Genomic DNA, 15,838 nt, shown 5'->3' with positions numbered 1-15,838 from the left:
GGAGACGTGCGTGTAGATGTCGGCAGTGATGGCGTACGAGGAGTGGCCGAGGTGCTCCTGGACCACTTTGATGTGTGCGCCTGCGTCGATGGCACCACAGATCAGATGTCACCTATTCGTGCATCAGTCCCGTCCACTGGTTCTCGGCCTACAGCGGTGTCCGGAACCCGTGGGCATCTCGACGGGGTGACAGAGGGCTGGCGTGCGGCGGCCTTGCACTGAAGTCCGCGAATCGTTGCTGCGGCGGTCTGTAGTCCGGACCGAGGACCCCACCGCATCGCATTCATTGATGCGGTGGGGTCGCGACTTGTGCGTGCGGCTACGAGCTGGCCATGAAGCGGGTGATGACGCTGTCCATGGTGGGCGGGTCGGGCGGTCGGGTCCCGTCGCCGATGCGTCGTCGCGTGGAGATGCTGTCGAGGAGGAGCTCGAAGAGTCGGTCGGAGTCGGGACGGGCGCTGGGGCCCAGCCGGGCGAGGGCTTCATTCGCGGCGCAGAACAGCAGGACGTCGTTGAGCCAGCGGTCCTCCCGGAACCGGCCTTGGGCCTTCGCGGCGTCGACGAGGGCGACCATGGCGTCGCGGAGGCTCCGACGGATGGTGTCCAGCTCCTCGTCCAGGCCGTTGGGGATGACCGCCAGCGACCGGGTGAGGGCCAGTTCGTCGGTGAAGTGCGTGTCGAAGACCCACCGCAAGTGCTCCACGAGGACCTGCCAAGGGTCGTCGACCGAGGTCAGGGCCGCATGGCGTTCGAGCTGCTCGCCCAGGCTGGCCCGGTAGACCTCGATGAGCAGGGCGTCGCGGGTGGGGAAGTGCCGGTACAGGCTGGCGCTGCTGAGCCCGGCCTGCTTGGCCACGGACTCGAAGGGTGCGTCCACGCCCTGGGTGCCGAAGACCTGCCGTCCGGCGGCGATCAGGGCGGCCCTGTTGCGCGCCTGGTCCTTGCGTGGATGCGAGGCCGTCACGGCCGTCGACCTTAGCTCCGGCATGAGGGACCCTTCGTGGAGATGAAACGGGGACAACCATACGTTTCAGGGGTATGGTGTGCGCCACAGGCAACGCGGCCTGGTCGAGAAGGAGCGCACATGCCCCCCGAGAACACCTCGATCGTGATCATCGGTGCCGGCCCCGCCGGTATCGGGATGGCGGTGGAGCTGCTGCGCCGAGGCATCACCGACTTCACCGTGCTGGAGAAGGCCGACGCGGTAGGAGGCACCTGGCGGGACAACCGCTACCCGGGCGTGGCGTGCGACGTCCCCGCCCTGTACTACGGGTACTCCTTCGCGCCCAACACTGCCGCCCGGTCGACCTTCGCCTCGGGGGCCGAACTGCTCGACTACTTCCAGGGCGTCGCCTCGGCGAACGACGTGTTGCCGCACGTGCATCACGGCGTCGAGGTCGCCTCCGCGGTCTGGGACGGCACCGGCTGGGACGTGGAGAGCACGACCGGCGAGCGGTGGCACGCCGACATCGTGATCACCGCAGTCGGGCGGCTGCACCGGCCGCGCTTCCCCGACATCCCCGGGCTGGCGGACTTCACCGGCCTGCTCGCCCATTCCGCCCAATGGGACCCGACCACCGACCTGCACGGCCGGCGGCTGGGCATCATCGGCACCGGGTCCTCCGCCGTGCAGATGGTGGTGGGTGCCTCACCGGTCGTCGAGCACCTCGACCTGTTCCAGCGCACCCCGCAGTGGGTGTACCCGCTGGCCGACGAGCCGCTCCCCGAGCAGGTGCGCGCGCACCTGGCGGCATCCCCGGAGGCCGCGCGGGCGGCCTACGACGCCATCGAGAAGCAGATCGCGGCCGCTGCCGATGCCATGGTCAACGGTGACCAGGTGCGCATCGACGAGCGCGACGACGCGGTGCGGGCGGCGCTGGCCGGCGTTCGTGACCCCGAGCTGCGGCGCAAGCTCACCCCCGGCTACGAGATCGGCTGCAAGCGACTGGTCGTCTCCGGCAAGTTCTACGACGCCGTTCAGCAGGAGAACGTCGAGCTGGTCACCGAGGGCATCGAGCGGATCGAGGCCGATGGTGTCCGGACCGTCGACGGGGTGCTGCACCGGCTGGACACCCTGATCCTGGCCACCGGATTCCGGGCCGATGCCTTCCTGCGACCCATGCGGGTGGTGGGGGAGGACGGGGTCGACCTGGACACGGTCTGGGCCGACACGTTCACCAACTACAAGTCGGTCGCGATCCCGCACATGCCGAACTTCTTCACCATCAACGGCCCCTTCTCCCCGGGCGGGAGCCTGTCGATCCTGACCGTGATCGAGCAGCACATCGGCTACGTCCTGCAGCTGGTGGACACCATCCGCGCCCAGCGCGTCGCCGTCGTCCCCGACACCGACCGCACCCAGGAACTGTTCGACGAGGTGCGGGAGAAGGCCACGAAGACCGTCTGGTTCACCGGCGGCTGCCAGAGCTGGTACCTGGGTGCCGACGGCCTGCCGATCGTCGCGCCTCTGACCTTGGACCAGCTGCGGGAAGACATGCGCCGACCGGTCCTGGACGACTTCGACATCACCCCCCTCCCGGCAGGAGCGAGCTCATGACCGACCCGACCACCCCCGACCGTCCCCGCGTCGCCCTGGTCCTGGGCGCCGGCGGTGTGGCCGGCATCGCCTGGGAGACCGGCCTGCTCGCCGGCCTCGCCGACGCGGGCCTGGACCTCGTGGCCCGCGCCGACCTGCTCGTGGGCACCTCGGCCGGCGCGACCGTCGCCGCCCAGATCGCCTCGGGAACCCCGGTGACCGCCTTGCACGCAGCCCAGGTCGAGGGCACCGGCGCCCCCGAACCCCAGCTGGACGTCGACCTCGCCGCCATCGGCGCCGCCATCGGCGCGGCCATGGCCGAGGCACCCGACGCCCAGACCGGGCGACGTCGGGTCGGCGCGCTGGCCACCGAGACCGACCGGGTCCCCGAGGCCGAGCGGCGGTCGCTGATCGCCAGCCGGCTCGCTGACCACGAGTGGCCCGAACGGGGGCTTCAGCTGACCGCGGTGTCGACCTCCACCGGGGAGCTGGCCGTGTTCACCCGGGACTCCGGGGTCGACCTCGTCGACGCCGTCGCGGCCAGCTGCGCCATCCCGCTGGTCTGGCCCGCGGTGACCATCGGCGACGACCGGTACATGGATGGCGGGCTGCGCACCCCCACCAACGCCGATCTGGCGGCCGACCAGGACGTCGTGGTCGTGCTGGACGCCTACGGCGCGGGAGTGGCCGAGCTGTCCTCGGTCCAGGACGGCGTGCAGGTCGTGGTCATCGCACCCGACGAGGCTTCCCGGGCCACCATGGCCAACCTCCTCGACCCGGCATCCCGGACCCACGCAGCCAAGGCAGGTCACCTGCAGGCCCAGGCCGAACTGGCCCGGGTCCAGTCGGCCGGCCTCGCCTCACGCTGACCGGCGCGCACCGAGAGGACCCCCATGGGCACGATCACCGTCAGCTCCGAGACCGCCTTTGGCCAGCCGGCCGACCAGGTCTACGCCTTCGTCTCCGACCCCCGGAACTGGACGAAGGTCTACCCGGGGGAGGCCGACATCGCCGGTGTCGACCGACTGCCGCTGCAGGTGGGGGACACCTGGCTCGAAGGGTCGGCGCCGGCGGTGTTCACCTGGCGGTTGATCACCGCGGTGCCCGACCAGAAGTTCGTGTTCCAGTCGGTGGGCCTGCTGGGCCACGACCCCGACATCGAGAACAGCGGCTTCCAGGGGCTCATGACGATCGCCTACACCTTCACCAGCCCCGGCGAGGGAGTGACCTTGTTCCACCGTCAGATGAGCCTGGAGGTGCCCAAGCGCGCGGTCCTCCCCGAGGGCATGATCGCGGTCTTCGAGCCCCGGCACATCGACTCCTACCACGACGCCGTCGCCCAAGAATTGAGCCGGAGCCATGTCTGAGGCCATCGTGCCCACCACCGAACCTGCCACCTCAGGTGCCGCACCGGTCTCGGTTGTTGATCAGGTGCAGCGCGTGCGTGCGGTGTTCGATTCTGGGCGCACCCGCGACCTGGGATGGCGCCGGCGACAGCTGGAAGGCATGGTCCGGCTGCTCGAGGAGGGCAAGGAGGACCTGGCCCGCGCCATCCAGGCCGATCTGCGCCGCTCGGAGCTCGAGGCGGTCATGCTGGATCTCGTCGCCACTCGCAGCGAGGCGCAGCTGGCGGTCAAGCAGCTGGCGTCGTGGGTGAAGCCGCGGCGGGTGCGGACGCCGGTGGCTGCTCTGCCCGGGCGGTCCTGGGTGCAGTACGAGCCGGTGGGCGTGGCCCTGGTCATCGCGCCGTGGAACTACCCGGTCCATCTGGCGCTGGCGCCGATGGTGGCCGCGCTGGCTGCTGGCAACTGCGTGGTGCTCAAGCCCTCGGAGATCACCGCCCACGTCTCGGCCGTGCTCGCCGACCTGGTGCCGCGCTACCTGGACCCCGAGGCGGTCGTCGTGGTGGAGGGCGGTGCCGAGGTGACCCAGGAGCTTCTTGCCCAGGGATTCGACCACTGCTTCTTCACCGGCAGTCCGGCCGTGGGCAAGGCTGTGATGCGGGCTGCCGCCGAGCATCTGACCCCGGTCACGCTGGAGCTGGGCGGCAAGTGCCCGGCCGTGGTGACGGCATCGGCCGACCTGGCCGTGGCGGCCCGGCGCATCGCCTGGGGGAAGGTGGCGAACTCCGGGCAGACGTGCGTGTCGCCGGACTACGTCCTGGTCGACGCTTCGGTGCGGGAGGAGTTCGTCGGCGAGCTCACCGGCGCCCTGCGCACCTTCTCCGACGGGCAACCGCTGCCCATCGTGAACAACCGGCACGCCTCGCGCCTGGCCGGGCTGCTGGGGGACTGCGGGGGGCAGGTCGTGCTGGGCGGGGTGGTCGTCGTCGAAGCCGCGCGAGCCGAGCCCACCGTCGTCCTCGACCCGGACCCGGGCTCGCCCATCATGGCCGAGGAGATCTTCGGACCGCTGCTGCCGGTGGTGACCGTGGCGTCCCTGGACCAGGCCATCGCCCAGGTGCAGCGCGGTTCACGGCCGCTGGCCAGCTACCTGTTCAGCGCCGACCGAGGGCAGCAGGACCACTTCCTGCGCGAGGTCGTCACCGGCGGCGTGGTCATCAACCACGTGATGCTGCACCTGTCGGTCCCCGAGCTGCCCTTCGGGGGCGTGGGCACCAGCGGCATGGGCCGCTACCACGGCAGGTGGGGGTTCGAGACCTTCAGCAACGCCAAGGCCGTGCTGCGCAAGCCGTTCCGCCCCGACCCCTCAGTGATCTACCCGCCCTACCGCGGGTGGAAGAAGAAGCTGCTCGAACGCGGCATGTAGCGGGCTCCGCCACCACGTCACCGTCGACAGGAGAAGAGAAGACATGAGTACTCGGCTGGAGGGCAAGGTCGCCCTCATCACCGGTGCGGCCCTTGGACAGGGACGAGCTCACGCCGTGCGCCTGGCGTCGGAAGGGCCGACATCCTGGCCCTCGACCTCGCTGGGCCGCTGCCCGGCGTCCCCTACGACTCGCCCACCCCTGAGGACCTCGCGGAGACCGTCCGCCTGGTGGAGGCCCTGGACCGGCGCATCATCGCGCGGCAGGGAGACACCCGCGACCTCCCCGCGCTGAAGGACTTCGTCGACACCGGCGTCGCGGAGCTGGGCCGGTTGGACGTCGTGGTGGCCAACGCCGGCATCTGCATCCCCGCGACCTGGGACCAGTCCACGCCGACGATGTTCCAGGACACGATGGACATCAACGTGACCGGCGTGTGGAACACGGTGATGGCCGGGGCCCCCCACCTCGTGACGGGCGGGGGCGGGTCGATCATCCTGATCAGCTCCTACGCCGGCCGGAAGATGCAGCCGTTCATGGTCCACTACACCACCAGCAAGCACGCCGTGACCGGGATGACCCGCGCGTTCGCCGCCGAGCTGGGCCAGCACCGCATCCGGGTCAACTCCGTCCACCCGGGAGCCGTCAACTCACCCATGGGATCCGGGGACATGATCGGTGCCCTGACACGGGCCGCCGAGACCAACCCCAAGCTGGCCACCATGGGCACGTCGTTCCTGCCCGAGTACTCGGTGGACTCCGAGGACATCTCCACGGCGGTGGCCTTCCTGGCCTCCGACGACGCCAAGTTCATCACCGCCGAGCACCTGTCCGTCGACCTGGGCGCCCAGCACTTCTGACCCCAGCGCCGGCCACGCCTCTGTCAGCCCCACCCGCGGGGGAGCTGGCAGAGCAAGCGAGGGGGCGCCCAGACCGACGACCGGAGCAACCATGTCCCGTTTCCACCCCGACCTCTCCATCGCGCGCTTCATACCCCCCATCACGATGGGGCCCCGGGTCTCGGCGCTGCTCCGCAAGCGCACACCGGAACCCGGGCCGGTCCCTGACGACGTCCTCGTCGAGGACGTCGTCGTCCCGGGGGCCGGTGACTGCGGAGGCGTCCCGCTGCGCCTGTACCGCCCAAGGATGCTGCAAGGGTCCGCACCGGCCCTGTTGTGGATGCACGGCGGCGGGATGATCATCGGGCACCCGCTGCAGGACGAGCCCACCCTCCTCTCCTTCGCCCGCACCCTGGGGATGACCGTGGCTGCCGTCCGCTACCGGCTCGCACCCGCCCACCCGGCTCCCGCGGCGCTGGAGGACTGCTACGCGGCCCTGCGCTGGTTGGCCGACCACGCCCACGAACGGGGCATCGACGCCGATCGCATCGCCATCGGCGGAGCCAGCGCCGGAGGCGGGCTGGCCGCCGGCCTCGCACTGCTTGCCCACGACCGCGCCCAAGTCACTCCCGCATTCCAGCTGCTGGTGTACCCGATGATCGACGACCGCACGGTGACCCGCACCGACCACCACGTGCCCGGAGTACGCATGTGGACCAAGGCCAGCAACCGCTACGGCTGGACGGCCTACCTCGGACAGGACCCCGGCGGCACCGACGTCTCGCCCTACGCAGCACCCGCCCGCCGGGACGACCTCTCCGGTCTCCCGCCCGCGTGGATCGGCGTCGGCACCCTGGACCTCTTCCACGACGAGGACGTCGCCTACGCACACCGCCTGCGCTCGGCAGGGGTCCCGTGCAAGCTGGACGTCGTGGACGGCGCCTTCCACGGGTTCGACGCCGTCTTGCCGAACCGCACTGTCTCCCGCGATTTCCTGCGGACGCAAACGGCGGTTCTGCAGCGGGCGCTCTTCCCGGATGCCCCATCCGGCGCCCGTCTGGATCGTGAGTAGGGGTCGGCAGCGTTTGGCCAGCCACGACGTCTCGTTCTGAATCGGCTCCCGGATGGGACCGTCAGCCGTTGGGCGAGAGGCAGGGGGCTTGCAAGCCAGCCCACGGGTTGATCTGAAGTCAACTCAGGTCAACCCGGCCCGGATTAACAACAACACCAGGTCTCGGCCCCACGCCTCCCCGGACTCCCCTGGGGATGCACCCGGGTCGCGGTCAATGACCAGAAACCACCGTTTGTGACCTGACAGGACGCATGTTCCATATCAGCCGCGAACGTGCTGGTCGCGATGGGCGGCGGTTGACCGAAACCCGTTCCGGAATCAGAGGACCACAAACCCCCTCCGTCCGAGTTGTGAACCGACGCAGCCCGCAGACGCTCAACTGCATCGTGGGCTCGACCGCAGGGGTCAAGGGACCATGTGGGGTGGAGCTCGGCCTGTGGCGAGCCCGATCAGAAATACAGCAACCGGTACAGCAACGCGGTCGGGACGGCGGCGGATTCGCTCGGACGACCGCGTACGTCATTCGCCTCTGACTTGCGTAAACCGGACTGTGCCGGACGTCGGTGAACGGCCCGCGCCTAGCTGGGGGTCAAGGGGTCGCAGATCTCGATCCTGGCAGCCCGACAGTGAAACCGCAGCTGAGAGGCGGGTCGTCCATCTGGACGCCCCGCTTTCCTGTGTCCGGTGATCCTGTGACAAGGGGTCGCTCCGAGCTCCAGCCCATCCTCGAGGCGGTGGACGCCGGGGACGGCGCCCGCGCCGGAGCGCTGCTGGCCGCGCACGCCGGCGACTCCGGCATCCGGGTCAGCTCAGCAGAACCGGCACGCTGACCCCGGCCAGGTGCTGCAGCCCACCCTGGACACCGGCACCGGGGTCCTCGTCGTCGCCGCCCTTGGCTGGCACCCACCGAGTGACCGCCCGTCAGGGACCGTCGTCGCCCGGGTCGCCGGTGCGACGGGCGTGGGAGGCGTCGAGGTCCTAGCGGATGCCGATCAGCTGGACGGCGGAGCAAATCGTGGCCCCGCCGACCCCAGCCGCCGGGGCGCTGGACCCCCGACCGCGACAGCAACCGTCGCAGCGACGCGGCTTCGACGATGGCGTACGGCCACGAAGCCCGCGGTGCCGCTGGGTGGAGACTCCTCCTCGGCGTCAACGAGGAGGTGGACATGGGGGCGTTCCCCTGGTGGAAGACGTGGCCCACGTCGGGTTGACCGTGCCCGATCTCGAGTCCGCGCTGACGATGTGGTGCGACGACCTCGGCTTCACCCTCGAGCGCACCTTCGACCTCGACGAGTCCGTCACGGTCGGCACCACCGGCGTCCGGTCGTCGAGCATCCACGCCGCGACGGTCGTGCTCGGTGCCCACCGCATCGAGCTGCTGGAGTACCGCCCGTCGGCGTCCGGCACGGCTCGGATCAATCCTTCGCAGCACGGTGCGACCCACATCGCGCTAACCGTGACCGACATCGACGCCGTCCTCGCCATCTGTCGCGACCACGGTTGGACTGCGGTCGGGACTCCCCACCGCCTCTCCACCGGAGCGCGCGCGGGGACCGCCATCGTCTACCTGCACGGCCCGGCGGGCGGCACTCTCGAACTCATCTCCCCGCCCCGCTGATGCCGCCGCACCTCGCGACCTGGTACAGGTCCGGGGTGCGCCAGCACCGCGAGCACGCTGGACCGCCGTCCACCGAGCGCGTCGGCTGGGCCGCGCCACGCCCGTGACGCGGCCCCGTCGACCGCCTCAGCCCTTGGTGGGGTTCAGGACGACCTTGGTCCAGCCGTCGTCGCGGGCGTCGAAGTGCCGGTAGGCGTCGGGCGCCGCGTCCAGGCCCAGGTTGTGGCTGACCAGCATGGAGGGCGTGGCCCGACCGGTGTGGATCAGCTTGGCCAGCGCCCGGTTGTAGTTCTTGACGTTGGCCTGGCCGTTGCCGACGGTCTGGCCCTTGAACCAGAACTTGCCGTAGTCGAACGCCAGCTGACCCTTCTTCGCGAGCTCGTCGGAGGCGCCGGGGTCCTCGGGGAGGAAGAGCCCGACCACACCGATGGTGCCGGTGGCCTTCACGACCTCCACCAGCCCGTTCATGGTCATGTTGGGCTGCTCGACGCCCTGGCTGTCGTGCGCCTGGTAGCCGATGGCCTCCACACCGCGGTCGGTGCCGCGTCCGTGGGTGGCGTCCTTGATCTGCTCGATCGGGTCGCCCGTGGATGAGTCGACGCCGATGGCACCGAACTTCTCGGCCAGCGCCAGCCGCTCGGCCAGGTGGTCGATGACGTAGACCTCGCTGGCCCCCTGCAGCACGGCCGAGTAGGCGGCCATCAGGCCGACCGGGCCGCCGCCGTAGACCGTCACCGTGTCGCCGGGGGCGACCTTGGCCAGCCGTGTGCCGTGCCAGCCGGTCGGGAAGATGTCGGCCAGCATCACGTAGTCGTTCTCCTTCTCCACGCTGTCCTCGGGCAGCTGGAGGGCGTTGAAGTCGGCGAAGGGCACCCGCAGGTACTCGGCCTGGCCACCGGAGTAGCCACCCATGCCGGCGAACCCGTAGGCGCCACCGGCGACCCCGGGGTTGACGGTCAGGCAGAAGCCGGTGCGGCCCTGCTCGCAGTTCTCGCAGAACCCGCAGCCGATGTTGAACGGCAGCACGACGCGGTCACCGATGCTGAGCTTGGCGATGCCCGAGCCCACCTCGACGACCTCACCGAGGTTCTCGTGGCCGATGACCATGCCGGTCTCCAGATCGGTCCGCCCTTCGTACATGTGCAGGTCCGAACCGCAGATGTTGGTGGCGGTGATGCGGATGACGGCGTCGGTGGGCTGCTCCACCGCGGCGTCGGGGACCTGCTCGACCGCGACCTCACGGGGGCCCTTGTAGACCAGTGCGCGCATGGATGTCCTCCTGATCGGGTGCATGGAGCGTCCGGGAGGTCGCTCTCGGCGACATCGCCCCCGGCGCATGTGGTGCACCACCGGACTGCCCCCGACCCCGGGGGGCTCAACCCTTCTGCCTGCGGGGGTGCGGCCCACCATCGCCACCGTCCCTGCGACGCCGGGGCAGGCTGCCCATGACCGAGCCGGGCCCCGGCGGGCAGCTCGGCAGCGCCGATCCGGACAGCACCGACGACGTCGACCGGGTCGTGACCGGCGGCGTCCTCCGTGAGCAGCGTGACGGAACTCTCCGGGCCGACCCGCGATGGACCTCGACGTGGTCGCGCCGGACCGGTTGCGGGCGACGGTTCAGCGCTGCGGGATGATCCCTGCTGAGTGCCCGCCGACGGGGAGGACGACGTGGACGACGCCGACGACCGCGGGCTGGTCGCTGCTCGCGAAGCCGACCGCCTGCGCGGCGAGCTGGCCATCGACGCCGCAGGCATCGGCACCTTCGACTGGGACCTCGTCACCGGACGCCTGGACTGGGACGACCGCCTGGTCGAGATCTTCGGCTACGACCCGGGCACCTTCGACAGCACGATCAACGGGTTCAACGACCGGCTGCACCCCGCCGACCTGGACCGGGTCACCGCGGACCTGCAGACCGCCATCGACACCGGCGCCGACTTCGCCTCCGTCTACCGGGTGGTGCTGCCCGGCCGGGACACCCGGTGGATCTCGGCTCGGGGCCGGCGGTTGTGCGGTACCGGCGGGCAGCCCGTCCGGCTGCTGGGCGCCGCCTACGACATCACCGACCAGCGCGACGCCGAGCTGGCCGTGACCCGGGTGCTGGAGGCCATGCCGGCCGGCTTCTACTCCCTGGACCGGCAGTGGCGGTTCACCCACGTCAACGCCGCGGCCGAGGAGCTCCTGCTGCGCAGCCGCGACGAGCTGATCGGGCAGGTCATCTGGACCGAGTTCCCCGCCACGGCCGGCAGTGTGTTCGAGGACAGCTACCGTCAGGCGGTCAGCACGGGGCAGCCGGTGAACTTCCCCGCCTACTACCCGCCGCCGCTGGACGGCTGGTACGAGGTCCGTGCCTGGCCCAGCCCCGACGGCCTGTCGGTGTACTTCTCCGACATCACCGCACGGGTCGAGGCCGACCGACGGGCCGGGCGCACCGCCGCCCGGCTCGCCCTCGTCGCCGAGGTCGCCCAGGACCTGGTCGCCGGCGACGTGCAGGACATGCTGGAGCGGCTGCCGGCGCTGGTGGTGCCCATGCTGGCCGACGGCTGCATCGTGACCGAGATCGGTGCCGACGGCCGCGCCCGGGACGTGAGCTCCTGGCACGCGCAGGAGCACCTGCGTCCCGTCCTGGCGGAGTACGCCGCGATCCGGCTGGTCGACCTACCGCCCCACGCACCGTTCGCGCGGGCAGTGCGCACCGGGGTCGCGGAACTGCTGACGGCCGAGACGATCGCCGCCGTGCCGGTGAACGCCCCCGCCCGGGTGCACCTGGACCGGCTGGGAACCCCACGCGGTTCCGTGCACCCGCTCCGCGCCCCCGGTGGGGTGCTGGGCGCGCTCACCCTGCTCAGCTCCCCGGACCGGCCCGCCGACGACGACGACGAAGCCACCGCCCAGGACATCGCCGACCGGCTGGGCGCTGCCCTGCAGGCCAGCCGCACGAGCGAGGCCCGCGCCCAGCTGGCCGAGGACCTGCAACGCAGTCTGCTCACCGATCCACCCGAGCCCGACCACGCCCAGGTCGTCGTGCGCTACCTGCCGGCCAGCGACGCCGGCCGGGTCGGTGGGGACTGGTACGACGCGTTCCTGCAGCCCGGCGGGTCGACCATGATCGTGGTCGGCGACGTCGTCGGCCACGACACGGCTGCGGCTGCCGCCATGGGGCAGCTGCGCAGCCTGCTGCGCGGGATCGCCGGCTACAGCGACGCCGGACCCGGTGAGGTGCTGCGCGGGGTGGACGCCACCATGCAGCTGCTGCAGATCGACACCCTGGCCACCGCCGTGGTGGCCCGGTTCGAGCAGACCCCCGACGAGGTCGATCGCGGCATCACCCGCATGCGCTGGGCCAATGCCGGCCACCCACCGCCGCTGATCATCCACCCCGACGGCAGCCACGCCCTGCTGGGGCCGGCCAAGGGCGACCTGCTGCTGGGCGTCGAGCCGACCACGGCCCGCACCGAGCAGGTCGTGGTGCTCGACCGCGACACCACCGTGCTGCTCTACACCGACGGGCTCGTCGAGCGCACGAACTCCGACCTCGACGCCGGACTCGCGCGGCTGACCGCCGCGGCCACGGAGCTGACCGGCACGGACCTGGACCAGCTGTGCGACGGGCTCATCGCCCGTCTCGTGCAGGGACGACCCACCGACGACGTCGCCCTCGTCGCCGTCCGCCTGCACCGCCAGGACCGGCCCCGCCCGCCGGAGGCCGGACAGCGACGCGTGCCCGACGGCGTACCCGAGCCGGCCCACCCGGCCCAGTGACACCGGCCCCCGACGTGCTTGTGCCGGACGCTCGACGGGTCCACCGGAGCGGGTTGTCGCAGTCCAGGGGGCACGCGGCGACCGCTGCGGCGTCGTCGGGGCGGTCCCGCGAGCCCACGTCGGGCCAGTACGGTCCCTCGTCGGACCGCTCCCGACGCCGACCTGTCCCGGCCCCCGAAGCCCGGACGAGCGGACCCCGCGGCGTCTCGCGGGTGAGGCCTGGGACATCGCACACCACCGTGTGGAGCCCTGCGCAGCCGGGCAGAGGACATCAGGCCGTACGAGATCGAGGGGTGGGCACCATCAGACGCGAGGACATGTCGGCGTACCAGCACGCCGCCGCGGCGTCGTCCTGGGCGCAGGACACCCCCGTCCCCGACCCGTCACCGACCGATCGGCTGGTCCTGGTGCTGGAGTCCCTCCGCTCGCTGGGGGCGGTCCGCCGACAGGTGCGCGGTTTCCTGACCGCCGGTCTGGCCCCCGCGGCAGGTGACGCCGGTGAGGACGCGGTCGAGAGCGCGGTGCTGGTCATCGACGAACTGACGTCGAACGCACTGCGCCACGGTCGCCCGCCGTCCCGGCTGCTGGTGACCGACGAGCCGGATCGATGGGTGGTCATCGTCAGCGACGGAGCGCCGGACCGGCCACCGACCCCGGCGGTGGAGCGACCCGAGGGCGCGGGCGGCTACGGCCTGCACGTCGTCGCGGACCTCACCGCCGAGCACGGCGTGCACTACGAGACCGACCACAAGCTGGTCTGGGCCTGCCTGCGCAAGCCGTCCGGCTGACCGTCACCGCAGTCCGGGAAGCAACCGAGCGGAGCCCCACGGGTCTGCGCACGAGCCCGAGCACCTCGCCGACGGGACCCGACGCCTCGCCGACGCGACGACTGCGGCCTGGTCGGACGAGCGGGGCCGAGGTGGGCTCTGCCCGCGCCTGGTCATGCCGGGTGGACCACCACGAGGCCTGGGAGGGATCATCCTTGGCCATGACCGGTCCCGACGTCCGGGTGGAGCGGGTCGTCCACACGTCGAGCAGCGCCGACGAGGCCTGGGAGGTCCTCTCCCAGGTGTACATGCGGGTCGAACCGCACGCCGACTCAGCCGAGGCCTCGGTCGAGCTCGCGACGGCGGTGTCGCCCGGGCTCGCCGTCGACCGGGCCGGGTCAGTGCCGCCCGGTGCCGCTTCGACGCCAGCCCCGGTCTGCTCAACCTGTTGACCGTCGAGGCGGGACGCATCGCCCTGGATGCCGGTCGCGGAGGCCGCGTCGAGGCCGGCCCCGGGGAGTGCGTCCTCTACCCGCACGACCGTTCGGCCGACGTCCAGTGGGACGACCTGGTCCTGCTCCCGGTCCGGTTGCCCCAGCAGGAGGTCGCGGTGCTGGCGGCCGCCGACACCGGTCTGCCCGAGGAGGCGTTCCGGTTCCTGTCCGCACGTCCGCTGTCCCCGCAGCTCGGACAGCTGTGGGTCCACACGACCGGGCACCTGCGGGACCAGCTCCTGCTGTCGCCCGGTGAGTCGGTGAACCCCTTCGTCCACCGCGGCCTGGTCGTCGCTGCCGCAGCTGCTGCGTTCCAGGTCTTCCCCAACACGGCCATGACCTGCGATTACGTGCCGGACGCAGGCGACGTCCGCCCGGCTGCGGTCCGCCGCGCGGTCGCCTTCATCGACGCACACCTGTCCTTGCCCATCACCATCTCCGACGCCGCCGACGCAGCTCGGACGACGCCGTACGCGCTGCGTGCCGGTCTCCGCCGGCACCTGGGCACGACCTTCAGCGCCTACCTGCGGCGAGCACGGTGCGACGCGACCCGTCACGACCTGGCCCGGGCGGCGGACGTCGACGCAGCGGTTCTGGGCGATGTCGCGACCAGGTGGGGGTTCGCCGACGCGACCCAGCTCCGCGCGGCACTGGGCGGGCACGACGGCAACAGCTGAGGACGGTCGACACCGCCGGGCCGCGCGCCGGACTCGGCGGCCGCCAGGGCGCGGGGTGCCCGGTCCCGGCGGGTCGGCTCGTCCGAGGCGCGATCGACCCGCACAGGTGTGCTCCGCGTCGTGCCGCACCCGTACAGCGCGGATGGTCGTGACACCTGCGTTCCGTAGTGCCCCGGCGTGCGGTGGCGTCGGCAACACCTCATTGCCTAGCCTGGACGCTGGACCCGGAGCTCGGTCCCCCACGGACCGACGAGCGGGCCGCGGCGGCATGGAGGACGAGCCGAGGGGGTGATGTCGTGGCGTCGCCACCGGACGTGCCCGTCACCCGGACGGCCTTCGAGTCGACCAGCTCCGACGACGCGTGGGACGCCCTCTCCCGGATGTACAGCCGGGGCCGACCCCACCTCGAGTCGGGTGCCGCCTCCGTGCGGCTCTCGACGGCTGCGACCCCGGCCATGGACGTCGACACCGCGACGCTGACGCCGGCAGGGGGCGCGTTCGACCCGAACCCCGACCAGCTGAACATCATCACCGTCCTGGACGGGTGGGTGACCCTGGACCACGGCCGTGCCGGCACCGTCACCACGCACGCGGAGAGCGCCTACCTCCACCTGCCCGACCACCGGGCCGACCTCCGATGGGGCCAGCTGGAGGCGCTGCCGGTCAGGTTGCCCACGTCGCACGTCGCGCGCGTCGTGGCCGAGCAGACGGGCATGCGGCCCGAGGACCTGCGCTTCACCTCGGCCCGTCCGCTGAGCGACGAGCATGCCCGGCTCTGGGTGAGGACGGCCCGGGCGCTGTTCCGGGAGCTCGGGGACCCGGCGGTGTCGTCGGTCAACGCGCTGGTGCACCTCGCTCTGGTGGACCTCGCCGCCGCCGCCGCCGCGGAGGTGTTCCCGAACACCGCCATGACGCGTGGCTACGTCGCGGGCCCCGGGGACGTCCGCCCTCCGGCCGTGCGCCGCGCCGTGGCCTTCATGGACTCCCACGCGTCGTTGCCGATCACCCTGACCGACATCGCCGACGCAGCCGGCACCGTCCCGCACGCCCTGGTGCACGCCTTCCGCCGGCACGACGGCACGACCCCGTTGGACCACCTGGGCCGGGCCCGCCTCGCCGCCGCCCACGACGACCTCCGGCAAGCCGGTCCCGGAGCCGGGAGCGTCGACGTGGTCGCAGCTCGATGGGGGTTCCCGGGGCCTGCCGAGTTCCGGGTGGCCTACGCCGCCGAGTACGGCCACCCTCCTGCCCCGGCAGGGTGACCGGCACCGGTTCCCGGTCGCCGCCCGCCGGGCAGCACCCGACG

General features: G+C 71.7%; 14 protein-coding genes. 12 read left to right on the top strand and 2 right to left on the bottom strand.

The window, feature by feature from the left end; genetic code table 11:
* Window positions 1-319: 319 nt before the first annotated feature.
* The gene (locus tag BLT39_RS21550) at window positions 320-964 is read right to left on the bottom strand and encodes a TetR/AcrR family transcriptional regulator (RefSeq protein WP_165640366.1); all 645 of its coding nucleotides are present in this window, start codon (window positions 962-964) and stop codon (window positions 320-322) included.
* A gap of 120 nt (window positions 965-1,084) precedes the next feature.
* Between BLT39_RS21550 and BLT39_RS21545 the strand changes: the two genes are divergently transcribed.
* From BLT39_RS21545 to BLT39_RS21515, 7 genes are all read left to right on the top strand, one after another.
* Window positions 1,085-2,557, top strand: coding sequence for a flavin-containing monooxygenase (locus BLT39_RS21545; protein WP_165640365.1), 1,473 nt, complete (start codon window positions 1,085-1,087; stop codon window positions 2,555-2,557).
* On the top strand, window positions 2,554-3,405 hold the full coding sequence (locus BLT39_RS21540; RefSeq protein WP_091069311.1) for a patatin-like phospholipase family protein: 852 nt from the start codon (window positions 2,554-2,556) through the stop codon (window positions 3,403-3,405). The genes BLT39_RS21545 and BLT39_RS21540 overlap by 4 nt, the downstream gene beginning before the upstream one ends.
* 24 nt (window positions 3,406-3,429) lie before the next feature.
* On the top strand, window positions 3,430-3,903 hold the full coding sequence (locus BLT39_RS21535; RefSeq protein ID WP_091069308.1) for an SRPBCC family protein: 474 nt from the start codon (window positions 3,430-3,432) through the stop codon (window positions 3,901-3,903).
* Complete coding sequence (locus BLT39_RS21530; protein ID WP_091069304.1) at window positions 3,896-5,305, top strand: aldehyde dehydrogenase family protein; 1,410 nt, start codon at window positions 3,896-3,898, stop codon at window positions 5,303-5,305. The genes BLT39_RS21535 and BLT39_RS21530 overlap by 8 nt, the downstream gene beginning before the upstream one ends.
* 228 nt (window positions 5,306-5,533) lie before the next feature.
* Window positions 5,534-6,163, top strand: coding sequence for an SDR family oxidoreductase (locus BLT39_RS21525; RefSeq protein WP_207508328.1), 630 nt, complete (start codon window positions 5,534-5,536; stop codon window positions 6,161-6,163).
* Between the two features lie 91 nt (window positions 6,164-6,254).
* A complete protein-coding gene (locus BLT39_RS21520) occupies window positions 6,255-7,214 on the top strand; it encodes an alpha/beta hydrolase (RefSeq protein ID WP_091069301.1) in 960 nt (319 codons plus the stop codon).
* 1,183 nt (window positions 7,215-8,397) lie between these two features.
* On the top strand, window positions 8,398-8,832 hold the full coding sequence (locus BLT39_RS21515) for a VOC family protein (protein ID WP_165640363.1): 435 nt from the start codon (window positions 8,398-8,400) through the stop codon (window positions 8,830-8,832).
* A gap of 126 nt (window positions 8,833-8,958) precedes the next feature.
* Here BLT39_RS21515 and BLT39_RS21510 read toward each other — a convergent pair whose 3' ends face one another.
* Window positions 8,959-10,101: a glutathione-independent formaldehyde dehydrogenase gene (locus BLT39_RS21510; protein WP_091069294.1), complete on the bottom strand. Its 1,143-nt coding sequence runs from the start codon at window positions 10,099-10,101 to the stop codon at window positions 8,959-8,961.
* Window positions 10,102-10,476: 375 nt separating this feature from the next.
* Here BLT39_RS21510 and BLT39_RS21505 point away from each other — a divergent pair, with 375 nt between their 5' ends.
* The 5 genes from BLT39_RS21505 to BLT39_RS21485 all read left to right on the top strand — a co-directional run bounded on the left by BLT39_RS21505 (window position 10,477) and on the right by BLT39_RS21485 (window position 15,794).
* On the top strand, window positions 10,477-12,594 hold the full coding sequence (locus BLT39_RS21505) for a SpoIIE family protein phosphatase (protein ID WP_242658607.1): 2,118 nt from the start codon (window positions 10,477-10,479) through the stop codon (window positions 12,592-12,594).
* A gap of 293 nt (window positions 12,595-12,887) precedes the next feature.
* The gene (locus tag BLT39_RS21500) at window positions 12,888-13,382 is read left to right on the top strand and encodes an ATP-binding protein (RefSeq protein WP_091069291.1); all 495 of its coding nucleotides are present in this window, start codon (window positions 12,888-12,890) and stop codon (window positions 13,380-13,382) included.
* 200 nt (window positions 13,383-13,582) lie between these two features.
* Window positions 13,583-13,813 (top strand): hypothetical protein, encoded by a 231-nt coding sequence (locus BLT39_RS21495; protein WP_131801541.1) that lies wholly within the window; start codon window positions 13,583-13,585, stop codon window positions 13,811-13,813.
* The gene (locus BLT39_RS21490) at window positions 13,810-14,532 is read left to right on the top strand and encodes a helix-turn-helix domain-containing protein (RefSeq protein WP_091069284.1); all 723 of its coding nucleotides are present in this window, start codon (window positions 13,810-13,812) and stop codon (window positions 14,530-14,532) included. The genes BLT39_RS21495 and BLT39_RS21490 overlap by 4 nt, the downstream gene beginning before the upstream one ends.
* 296 nt (window positions 14,533-14,828) lie before the next feature.
* Window positions 14,829-15,794 carry a helix-turn-helix domain-containing protein gene (locus BLT39_RS21485; protein WP_091069280.1) on the top strand — a complete coding sequence of 322 codons (966 nt, stop codon included), beginning with the start codon at window positions 14,829-14,831 and terminating at the stop codon, window positions 15,792-15,794.
* The last annotated feature ends 44 nt before the right edge of the window (window positions 15,795-15,838 follow it).

Origin of the sequence: Klenkia brasiliensis, assembly GCF_900100695.1 — a bacterium.
Lineage (GTDB): Bacteria > Actinomycetota > Actinomycetes > Mycobacteriales > Geodermatophilaceae > Klenkia > Klenkia brasiliensis.
The sequence above is the reverse complement of the archived record's forward strand: the minus strand, read 5'-3'. Positions and strand labels throughout refer to the sequence as shown.

Coding starts and splice junctions, on each gene's coding strand:
- BLT39_RS21545 (WP_165640365.1), top strand. CDS start 1,085: ATGCCCCCCGAGAACACCTCGATCGTGATCATCGGTGCCGGCCCCGCC.
- BLT39_RS21540 (WP_091069311.1), top strand. CDS start 2,554: ATGACCGACCCGACCACCCCCGACCGTCCCCGCGTCGCCCTGGTCCTG.
- BLT39_RS21535 (WP_091069308.1), top strand. CDS start 3,430: ATGGGCACGATCACCGTCAGCTCCGAGACCGCCTTTGGCCAGCCGGCC.
- BLT39_RS21530 (WP_091069304.1), top strand. CDS start 3,896: ATGTCTGAGGCCATCGTGCCCACCACCGAACCTGCCACCTCAGGTGCC.
- BLT39_RS21520 (WP_091069301.1), top strand. CDS start 6,255: ATGTCCCGTTTCCACCCCGACCTCTCCATCGCGCGCTTCATACCCCCC.
- BLT39_RS21510 (WP_091069294.1), bottom strand. CDS start 10,101: ATGCGCGCACTGGTCTACAAGGGCCCCCGTGAGGTCGCGGTCGAGCAG.
- BLT39_RS21495 (WP_131801541.1), top strand. CDS start 13,583: ATGACCGGTCCCGACGTCCGGGTGGAGCGGGTCGTCCACACGTCGAGC.